This is a genomic window from Phormidium pseudopriestleyi FRX01 (assembly GCF_017313335.1).
GTDB classification, from domain to species: domain Bacteria; phylum Cyanobacteriota; class Cyanobacteriia; order Cyanobacteriales; family Laspinemataceae; genus Laspinema; species Laspinema pseudopriestleyi.
Window position 1 is genome coordinate 1 of the sequence record NZ_JAFLQW010000352.1, and the last position, 10,140, is coordinate 10,140.

General features: G+C 46.9%; 7 protein-coding genes and 1 pseudogene. 4 read left to right on the forward strand and 4 right to left on the reverse strand.

Going from position 1 to position 10,140, the window contains the following annotated elements; translation table 11 throughout:
• Positions 1–49: 49 nt before the first annotated feature.
• Entirely contained in the window at positions 50–523 is a 474-nt protein-coding gene (locus J0895_RS13185) for a DUF4079 domain-containing protein (protein ID WP_207088547.1), read from the reverse strand.
• Between the two features lie 233 nt (positions 524–756).
• Here J0895_RS13185 and J0895_RS13190 point away from each other — a divergent pair, with 233 nt between their 5' ends.
• On the forward strand, positions 757–2,229 hold the full coding sequence (locus J0895_RS13190; protein WP_207088548.1) for an ankyrin repeat domain-containing protein: 1,473 nt from the start codon (positions 757–759) through the stop codon (positions 2,227–2,229).
• A gap of 118 nt (positions 2,230–2,347) precedes the next feature.
• On the opposite strand, the gene J0895_RS13195 is transcribed toward J0895_RS13190, so the two are convergent.
• Positions 2,348–2,767: a C6orf136 family protein gene (locus J0895_RS13195; protein ID WP_207088549.1), complete on the reverse strand. Its 420-nt coding sequence runs from the start codon at positions 2,765–2,767 to the stop codon at positions 2,348–2,350.
• 200 nt (positions 2,768–2,967) lie between these two features.
• Between J0895_RS13195 and uvrA the strand changes: the two genes are divergently transcribed.
• Positions 2,968–5,895 (forward strand): excinuclease ABC subunit UvrA, encoded by a 2,928-nt coding sequence (gene uvrA / locus J0895_RS13200; RefSeq protein ID WP_207088550.1) that lies wholly within the window; start codon positions 2,968–2,970, stop codon positions 5,893–5,895.
• 227 nt (positions 5,896–6,122) lie between these two features.
• On the forward strand, positions 6,123–6,548 hold the full coding sequence (locus J0895_RS13205; RefSeq protein ID WP_207088551.1) for an acyl-CoA thioesterase: 426 nt from the start codon (positions 6,123–6,125) through the stop codon (positions 6,546–6,548).
• 69 nt (positions 6,549–6,617) lie between these two features.
• On the opposite strand, the gene J0895_RS13210 is transcribed toward J0895_RS13205, so the two are convergent.
• The gene (locus tag J0895_RS13210; RefSeq protein ID WP_242541272.1) at positions 6,618–7,469 is read right to left on the reverse strand and encodes a DUF1206 domain-containing protein; all 852 of its coding nucleotides are present in this window, start codon (positions 7,467–7,469) and stop codon (positions 6,618–6,620) included.
• A gap of 396 nt (positions 7,470–7,865) precedes the next feature.
• Here J0895_RS13210 and J0895_RS13215 point away from each other — a divergent pair, with 396 nt between their 5' ends.
• Positions 7,866–9,116 carry an L-lactate MFS transporter gene (locus J0895_RS13215; RefSeq protein ID WP_207088552.1) on the forward strand — a complete coding sequence of 417 codons (1,251 nt, stop codon included), beginning with the start codon at positions 7,866–7,868 and terminating at the stop codon, positions 9,114–9,116.
• A 94-nt stretch (positions 9,117–9,210) separates the two neighbouring features.
• Here J0895_RS13215 and J0895_RS13220 read toward each other — a convergent pair.
• A pseudogene (locus J0895_RS13220) lies at positions 9,211–10,140 on the reverse strand (hypothetical protein); the annotation flags it as partial.

Below are 10,140 nucleotides of genomic sequence, written 5' to 3' on the forward strand. Positions count from 1 at the left end.
GTGAGGGGGCTTGCGCCTTTTTCTGCTCGTGAGGGGGCTTGCGCCTTTTTTAGGAATCACTGCTCAAAATCTTTTGGACAATTTGCAAACCCGTGAAGGCTTGCCAGCCAAACAGGGTGAGCAAAGTCATATTCATTGCCACATGAGTGACTCTCGCCCAAGCGATTCCTTGCTGCATAAGGGGCGCTAGGGAAGCTGAAATGGCCACCATCGTTGTCATGCCTAAGCCAACGAGCAGGTGCGGACCAAAAAATAGCTTGCCATTATTCACATATGTGGCACCCATACCCACGACGGTGCCGAATACCATCAGGGCCAGCATGATGGACCCGATTTGGTAATGTCTAACATTATATTTGCCCTTAATTAGAACTTTTTTCTCGTCTCCTGTCGCTTTGCGAGTGCGCTTCAGTTTCACTCCCAGGACGAGGGCGTAAATCGAGAGTCCAAATAGCACCCACATCAACAAGGGGTGGAAGAAGGTCAATCCCGTTTGTAACGGTGCGGGCAGTTCTATGGTCATGGTGTTCTCCATATCGCGTGAGGATCTTCATAAAAATTATCATAATTTGGGTCTGGAGACTTGAAAATCCCTCGGACCCTTAAGGGTGGCGCTCCCTGAACAAAGCGGCGTCATTGTAGCAGTCCCGGATCCAGCGCGATCGCCCGGGTGAAGATCTCCGGATGATCTCGGTTGATTGTCGGCTCCTTTCGCGATACCGTTAAAGTACCCCGAGATTGAGTCGATCTCAGCAAATGCTCTCAAACCAGGATCTTCTATTAATTCAGGCGGCTCGAATTGGCAACATTAATCAAGTGATTACCCTGCTGGCTGAGGGTGCGCGTGTCAATGCCAGAGATCAAGAAGGCACGACTGCGTTAATGTTTGCCTCCCAGAAAGGTTACACAGAAATCGCCCGTCACTTGCTCGAAGCTGGTGCCGAGGCGAATCTTCCCCGAGAAAAGTACGGCATTACCCCGTTGATGTTCGCTGGTGCCAATCATCAGATTGATGTGGTCCGCCTATTACTCTTCTCCGGAGCACAGGTGAATGCCCGGAATGATGATGGCAGTACAGCACTGATGGTGGCGGCACTCAAAGGCAATCAGGCGATCGCCGATCTGCTATTGACCCACGGTGCCGACCCCAATATCAAAGATAAAGATCACGATACCGCCCTCAAACTTGCCATTGTCGAGGGTCATGTTGCTATTGTTCAATCTTTACTAGCGGCAGGGGCCAATTTACAGGCGATCGCCGATCTGGATTCCCTGTTGTTCCGCACTGCCCAAAAGGGCGATGCAGAACTCTTAGAACTGCTAATCCAAAAGGGTCTCGCCTGTCAAAAATATGATTGCGGCAGCGCCTTAATTGAAGCAGCAGAACGCGGGGACCTGCCCATTGTGCAAATCTTGTTAGCGGGTGGGATTAACCCCAATGTCACCGATAAAGATGCCGAAACTCCCCTGCTACTCGCCTGCGATCGGGGCCATACCGAGATGGTAATCGCCCTGCTTGCCGCGAGTGCCGATGTGAATGCCAAAAATCTCGATGGCTTTACCCCCCTGATGGCTGGGGCATCTGGAGGCCATTGGGAGATGGTGCGGGCGTTGCTGGATGCCGGTGCGGAAATTAATGCGATCGATAGTGACGGAGAAACCGCCTTAAATTGGGCCGTAGTCGAAGGGTATGCCGATGTGGTCAACCTGTTACTCGACTGGGGGGCCGATTTCCAACGGTGCAATCGTCTCGGAGACACCCCGTTATTCGTCGCCGCCTTGCACGATCGCGCCGACATTGTGGCGGCCCTCCTCCACAAAGGCGCAGAAGTCAACCCCAGCAACTTTGACGAAACCCCCCTCACCGCCACCGCTGAACTCGGCCATCTGGACACCATCCGAGTCCTACTCAAAGCGGGTGCCAACCCTAATGCCGTCTCCACTGGAGGCAGAACGGCCCTGATGAAAGCGGCAGATCGCAATTTGACCGAAGTCATCGAGGTCCTGATTGCGGCAGGTGCCGATGTCAACTGCCAAGATGACGCCGGGGCCACCGCCTTGATGTGGGCCGCCCATCGCGGTTTTGAGGAAGCGGTGCACCAATTAATAGCCAAAGGTGCCAATGTCAATCTCAAAAATCGCGGAGGTTACACTGCCTTGGCGATCGCTGAGTTTAACGGCTACAAAAAAGTAGCGCGATCGCTCCGTAACGCCGGAACTCAAGAATAGAGACCTCTCCCCAAACCCCTCCCCTCAGAGGGGAGGGGCTTTGATGCTCCCCCTTCCGGCTCCCCCTGACCTCCGAGGGAAGGGGGTTGGGGGGTTAGGTCTCCAAACCCTACATCTTTTATTGCGGAAGAAACTGCTTTAAAATTGCCTTCGGTTCGCGGTCCCAAGTATCAATATGTTCATAAATCAAGCCATCTTCATCTAATTTATAATTAGAATACCCATTAAAAAATAAATCAGCTTTCCAGGGTAACCGTAACCGCCCCCGCACGGTCCAATTGGCTAAAATCATATCCGGCGCAATCTGTTCGACATCATGCAAATCAAAATAGAGTTCTGTAAAAAATAGTTGGCCGTGAAATCTTAAAGTCCAGAAAATAATTCTATAATTGAATTTCCACTTAAACTGATTTACTGGGTCTTTAAAAAAGATATCTTTTCTATAAATATCGTAAGAAATATCTTTTTCAAATAAAGTCGGTAAGTCTTCGTTTAAAGTGGCGATCGCCTTTTCAACTTGGGATTGATACTTGTCCATTATTCCTTGACTCCTGGTACTCATTTCATTTTATGGTAATGGGGAAAGATTCCGGAAACGCCTGAAGGCGTTCTCTTCACTCACCCCACCCCAAAAACCAAGGACCCCTCGGATATCCGAACCCGCATCATCCGATTCTCCGCCCCCTCATCCGTATCCAAACCCGCTAAAATTGTTAAGAAATATATAGTTAACTTTTTATGCCTAAACGTGCCAGTGCGTCTACCCAAAAACCCGTGCCGAGCTTAAATGGATCCTCATTAACCGAGGCAGTGGTCAATCCCAGGGATCACGGCATCCGAATTCGGGGTGCAAGACAGCACAACCTTAAAAATATTGACCTCGAACTCCCGCGCGATCGCCTGATTGTCTTTACCGGGGTTTCTGGTTCCGGGAAATCCTCCCTTGCCTTCGATACCATTTTTGCCGAGGGTCAACGGCGTTATGTGGAGTCCCTCAGCGCCTACGCCCGTCAGTTTCTCGGACAACTGGATAAACCAGATGTGGAATCCATTGAGGGACTCTCTCCGGCGATTTCCATTGACCAAAAATCCACCTCCCACAACCCGCGATCGACGGTGGGAACGGTGACGGAAATTTATGATTATTTGCGCTTGTTATTTGGACGGGCGGGAAAACCTCACTGTCCGATTTGCGATCGCTCGATCTCCCCACAAACTATTGATGAAATGTGCGATCGGGTCATGGATCTCCCCGATCGCACTAAATTTCAAATTCTCGCCCCGGTGGTTCGCGGTAAAAAAGGCACTCATAAAAAAGTTCTCTCCAGTCTCTCTTCCGAGGGGTTTGTGCGAGTGCGAGTGAATGGCGAAATCCGCGAACTTTCGGAAAATATTGAACTGGATAAAAATCATACCCATACCATTGAAATTGTGGTCGATCGCCTGATTAAAAAAACAGGCATTCAAGAACGATTAGTGGATTCTTTAACCACCGGGTTGCGGCATTCTGAAGGGATTGCTATTGTTCAATTATTAGACAGTACCACCGATGAGGGAGAGACAGAATTAGTCTTTTCTGAAAAGTTTGCCTGTCCTGAACATGGGGCAGTGATGGAAGAACTTTCCCCGCGTTTGTTTTCCTTTAATTCTCCCTATGGTGCTTGTGAAAGTTGTCATGGATTGGGCAGTTTTCGGACCTTTTCCCCGGATTTAATCATCCCGGACCCCGATGCGCCGGTTTATGAGGCGATCGCACCTTGGGCGGACAAGGAGAGTGCGTACTATTTGTCTGTCTTGCAAGGGTTGGCAAATGCGTATGGGTTTGAGTTGACGACGCGCTGGAAACAGTTGACGGCGAAACAGCAAAAGAGCATTTTATATGGTGCGGATGAACCGATTAATATTGAAGGATGGGGAAATAATCGTCGTTATGCCGGTGCATTGGCCTTGTTGCAACGGTATTATGAAGAAAGTGCTTCAGAACTGCAAAAGCAAAAATTAGACCAATATTTGGTCAATCGCCCTTGCGAAAGTTGTCACGGCAAACGCCTGAAACCGGAAGCGTTGGCGGTGCGAATTGGGAGTGAGCATATTGATGATTTGACCTCGGTTTCTATTCGGGACTGTCGCGATCGCATTGATCGGTTGCAATTGAGCGATCGGCAAGCACAGATTGCCGAACTCGTCCTCCGAGAAATTTGCGCCCGACTACAATTTCTATTAGATGTGGGATTGGATTATCTCACCCTCGATCGCCCTGCCATGACCCTTTCTGGAGGAGAAGCACAACGGATTCGTCTGGCAACCCAAATCGGCGCAGGATTAACCGGCGTGTTATACGTTCTCGATGAACCCAGCATCGGACTACATCAACGAGACAACGGACGATTGCTGCATACCTTAGCCAAATTACGCGATTTGGGTAATACCTTAATTGTTGTCGAACATGACGAGGACACAATTCGCGCTGCGGATTGGATTGTGGATATCGGTCCTCGCGCTGGGGTACATGGCGGCGAAATTGTCGCACAAGGACAGTTAGATACCCTATTAGCGGCAGAAAATTCCCTCACCGGGGCCTATTTATCCGGACGATTACAAATTGAAACCCCAGTAGAACGGCGAGAGGGAAATGGGCGTTTTCTGGTCATGAAAAACTGTTCTCGCAACAATCTTCAGCAGATTGATGTGGAAATTCCCCTGGGAAAATTAGTCTGTGTGACGGGAGTTTCTGGGTCCGGTAAATCCAGTTTAATTAATGATTTACTTTATCCCGCCCTGCAACATCATATCACGCGAAAAGTTCCTTTTCCTGTGGACATGGACGAACTCAAAACTTTGGGGGAAAAGAGTTTAAAAGATGCAGTCGATAAGGTGATTATTATCGACCAATCCCCCATCGGCAGAACGCCTCGGTCTAATCCTGCTACTTATACCGGCGTTTTTGATATGATTCGGGGGTTATTTGCCGAAACCATCGAAGCAAAAGCACGAGGATATAAACAGGGTCAGTTCTCTTTTAATGTCAAAGGCGGACGCTGCGAAGCTTGTGGCGGACAAGGGGTAAATGTCATTTCTATGAATTTTTTACCCGATGTTTATGTGCAGTGTGATATTTGTAAAGGAGCGCGATATAATCGAGAAACTTTGCAAGTGAAATACAAGGGACATTCCATTGCTGATGTCTTGAATTTCACCGTAGAAGAAGGATTAGAACTGTTTAAACATATCCCTCGGGCGGCGACAAGGTTACAAACATTAGTGGATGTGGGATTGGGTTATATTCACCTCGGACAACCGGCACCGACCCTCTCTGGCGGTGAAGCGCAACGGGTCAAACTGGCAACGGAACTCTCCCGTCGCGCTACGGGAAAAACTTTGTATTTAATCGATGAACCGACTACGGGATTATCGTTTTATGATGTGCATCAATTGTTGAATGTATTGCAACGATTGGTGGATAAAGGGAACTCAATTTTGACCATTGAACACAACTTAGATGTGATTCGTTGTGCCGATTGGGTGATTGATTTAGGACCAGAAGGCGGGGATAAAGGTGGAGAGGCGATCGCCACTGGAACCCCAGAGGAAGTGGCAGAAAATCCTCAGTCCTACACCGGACAATTTTTAAAGCGAGTCTTGCAGCAATATCCGGCCAAATCCTAACGATGAGAAACCGGGTTTCTTCCCCAAAGCTATGGCAAATTGCAGCAAGTCATGGCAGAAACCCGGTTTCTGATTCCCTTAACCTCATTCTTCCCTTGTAGAGTCCCCGGTACGTTCTTTTGTTGAAAAATGATTACAATGAGTTAGAGTCCTGTAAAATTGCCTCCCGGCAGTTTTAACCCAGAGGACTAACCGAATCGTTTTTTAAGATACCAGTTTGAGGGACTATGACCTTAGAACAAGATGCGCTATTAGAGACAGCTTTAGCTTTCACCGTGAAACCCTACGATATTGATATAACCGGGTTTGTAAGCCAAATGATTTTGATGCGATGGATTGAAGATTTACGCTTAGATTTATTTCAACAGTATTTTTCTTTAGAACAGCAATTAGAATTAGGAATATCACCACTAATTGGGAAAACTCGCCTGGAATATCATAAACCCATCAAATTGTTCGATTTGATTGAGGGACGAATGTGGTTTAGTGACATGGGGTCGGTTAAATGGATTGTCAAAACCGAGTTAATCGTGGATGATAAAATTGCTGTAACTGCCAAACAGACGGGATGTTTTATCCATGTCTCAAGTCATCGTCTCGTTGCTATTCCTGAAAATTTGTTAAAAAAATTTGCTACCCATTCATCCGGGTGAATGAGTTGAGGGTGATGTTTGAGAAAGCATCCCCCCTAAGGACAAGGAAGTTTGTCCCGAGGAGATCGCCTATTTTCCCAAATTCAAAAGTTGTTTGGGGTCAGCTTGGGGAGGGTGAATGCGCCGATAGCGGGCGTGTACTCCCATATACAGTCCATAAATCACCAACCCCACTGCTACAACTCCCAAAAGCAAACTCCCATAAGGCTGCCTCAATAAAGCCTCTAAAGTCCCGGGAATGGCCTGGGCTTCATTCGCATCGGACTGATAAGCCGCCTGCATCAAAAACCAGCCAATCATGGTAAAAATAATACCCCTTGCAGATAACCCAACTCGACCTGCTACCATCACCCATTTTTCTTCATTGGGAGTCATTTGTCTGATTTTTAATTCTTTGCGAAACTTCCCAGTAAAGGCTTTATAAAAATAATAAAATCCTAAACCAATCACGACTGCACCAGCTAGTCCCACCAACCATTGTCCAAAGGGTTGTGAGAGAAACCGGGCGGTCCAATGTTGAGCGCTTTGATCACTTTGTTCTCCGCTACTTTCTCCATTACCCGTCAAGATTTTCATGGCAGTAAAAGCAAACCCAGAATAAATGACCGCACTCATTCCAAATCCGAATCGCTCGATTAACCCTTTTAAATCAGTCCCTTTATTATCTGTATCCATAAAGGCTTGTAGAAAACGCCACATTGCGTAACCAATCAGTCCAATGGTTACAAAAGACAGTAACGCTTGCCCAAAAGGTTGCTCCACTATTTCGTAAAGTACGCCCTTTTGGTCCGTGGTTTGTCCCCCTCGGTTTAATGCAGTTTGCAAGGCCAAAATGCCAACCAATCCGTAAACAAATCCTTTGGCAGCATATCCAAAGCGAGCAAAACGTTCGATCCATTCTGATTGTGTAGATTGAGTCATGATATATATCAGTTTTAAGCGGTTATTTTAAACAATCAATTCCTGAATGAAGCAACTGAAAAAGTTTCCAAAGGAAAAGTTTTATCTGCTAATTTTCAAGTTGATTATCCCTAGGATACAGAAATAGATTCAATTCCACCTCTATCAAAAGGCTCAAATTTGGGGCCGTCGTTGCCGGGATACCAGATACCCCCACCTTGATTCGGATACTCCTGCCTCGGAAAAAATCAAGTTTTCATGATAAGGAGGACTGCAAATCATGGTACAGTAAAAGTGAAGCAATCAGAGGGTTCAACTTTGATAAAAGAAACTCTATAGAAACGAGCTAGACCATAAGAAGCAGCAACAAATCTCTACAAATTAACTCAAATTATCTCTACCAGGGAGTTAGAAGTAATGAATATCACTCACGATCGCTCAAAATTAACTGTATTTGGACTGCCTGCACAACAGGGAAGATGGTTAATGATTCCTCTGGGGATGAGCGTTTTACTGTGTCTGGGTACTGTTTACTCTTGGAGTGTGTTTAGAAAACCCCTAGAAGTGGAACTGAATATTGGCGCAACCGAAAGTTTATTACCCTATACCATCGCCTTAGTTTTTTATGCAATTACAATGCCTATTGCCGGGTTTTATATTACTCGAATGGGCACCCGAATTATGACGGCAGTCGGGGGTATTGTTGTCGGAATGGGTTACATTCTCTCCAGTTTTGCTAACAATATTGTCTCGATGACCCTCATTTATGGACTGATTGCCGGGACAGGGGTGGGGATTGCTTATGGCATACCAATGGCAGTGGTGGCGCGATGGTTTCCTGATAAAAAAGGATTAGCAGTGGGGTTAACGATTATTGGATTTGGACTCTCTCCTCTAATCACTGCACCCCTTGCGAAAGGGTTAATTGATGCCTACAGTGTCCGAGAAACTTTGCGGATTTTAGGGATTGCCTTTACTCTCATTATTGTGGCGATCGCAACTACCCTCAAAATGCCACCGCAAGACTGGCAACCGGCACAATCTGTCTCCACAACATCCACCGCCTTACCCCGCGCCTATCCAGGGAATATGGTAAAAAGTCGGTCCTTTTATGGACTGTGGATTTGCTACAGCATTGGCACGTTTGTGGGATTGAGTGCGATTGGAATTTCCAGTCCCGTCGGGGAGGAAATGATCAAGATTGACCCGGCATTAGCTGCCAGTAGTGTCTCGTTATTTGCCCTATTTAATGGCATGAGTCGTCCGCTATTTGGCTGGTTAACCGATCGCTTTCAACCCCGCTATGTGGCGATGGTCTCTTATACTCTCGTTTTGATTGCCTGTCTGCTGATGCTGAATGCCAAAGAGGGACAAGTTGCGACTTATTTGGTTGCTTTTTGTCTGTTTTGGGCATCTTTGGGGGGATGGTTGGCGATCGCACCTACGACGACCTTGCGCTTATTTAATCCAGATAATTATGCTCAAAATTACGGGATTGTGTTTACGGCATACGGAGTCGGTGCGTTGTTAGGAACGCTAATTGCCGGACAAATTCGCGATTGGTTTGGCAGCTATACTTATGCCTTTTATCCGATGATATTCTTGGCAATTGTCGGAATGGTTGTAGCGAGTTTGCTGTTGAAGCGGGATCAAGTGATTGAGGTTTGAAGGGTTACACCGCCGGGGGTTGGGTTGCGACAACCGGCGGGGGTTTAAACGTTGGCGGCCTCATAGCTAAAGTCGGTTGAAACCGACTAGGGATTTAGGGATTTGTGATGTCATTGTTGATGGCATCTTTTTCGGAATTCCTAACATTTCCCACATCAAATCTAACTCCCCCCCTTGGCAAGGGGGGGCTGGGGGGGGTCTCTTCAAAATGAGATAAAATCCCTTTTTTCCAACCTTTGAAAGGATGATACAACCGCAGCAGTAACCAGATGACAAAGGGGGAAAGGATGCCAATACTCCAGAGGAAGGGTGGAGTTACCATGAAAAATTGATCGCCTCTTGGGGGTTGTTGAGTGGAGACAACGGTGGCGGTAATTGCACTGAGTCCGAGTCCCACGGTGGCGATCGCCACGGTTTCGTTTAAGGCGCGATCGCTTTTAGTTTGTTCCAGTTGGATGATGCCTTCAATGGTTTTAATCGCATTTTCCAGTAAGCGCAATCCCGCACTTAAACTGGCAATATCTGATTCCAGTTGCGGTTGATATTTTTCTAGGGCATAATCCGCGAAGGGTTCAAAGCAGTTTAACAGGCGATCGCCATTCTCTGCATCGAGTTTCGCGAAGGTTTTTAGTCGTCGCTGGTAATTTTTTAAATTGGAGTTAATCGTATGTTGTTGTTCCTCCAACCGGCTTAAATATGTAGCATAAGTAGAGAGAATTGTCAAGGTATCTGTTAGATACTGTTGTAATAGTTTGAGGTTCAGGGAGTCGGCAGTCACTTGTTGGGGTAAGTCTCTGACAATGCGGTGAATGATTTGTGCCGCTTGTTTCATATCTGATTTGAGTTTCCGACTTTGTTGGTATGCCCAAATGATTTTATTGCGGAATTGGAATAAGTGCCGAAAAAGGGGATAGAATTGTTGGATTTTGCTGATATCCGTATCGGGGTGAAGCAGGCAGATGACGAGATGACGATTGTCTGCAATTTTACTGCGATCGCTCGGTAAACGCCAGAGTTCATAAAA

Coding starts and splice junctions, on each gene's coding strand:
- J0895_RS13185 (WP_207088547.1), bottom strand. CDS start 523: ATGACCATAGAACTGCCCGCACCGTTACAAACGGGATTGACCTTCTTC.
- J0895_RS13190 (WP_207088548.1), top strand. CDS start 757: ATGCTCTCAAACCAGGATCTTCTATTAATTCAGGCGGCTCGAATTGGC.
- J0895_RS13195 (WP_207088549.1), bottom strand. CDS start 2,767: ATGGACAAGTATCAATCCCAAGTTGAAAAGGCGATCGCCACTTTAAAC.
- uvrA (WP_207088550.1), top strand. CDS start 2,968: ATGCCTAAACGTGCCAGTGCGTCTACCCAAAAACCCGTGCCGAGCTTA.
- J0895_RS13205 (WP_207088551.1), top strand. CDS start 6,123: ATGACCTTAGAACAAGATGCGCTATTAGAGACAGCTTTAGCTTTCACC.
- J0895_RS13210 (WP_242541272.1), bottom strand. CDS start 7,469: ATGACTCAATCTACACAATCAGAATGGATCGAACGTTTTGCTCGCTTT.
- J0895_RS13215 (WP_207088552.1), top strand. CDS start 7,866: ATGAATATCACTCACGATCGCTCAAAATTAACTGTATTTGGACTGCCT.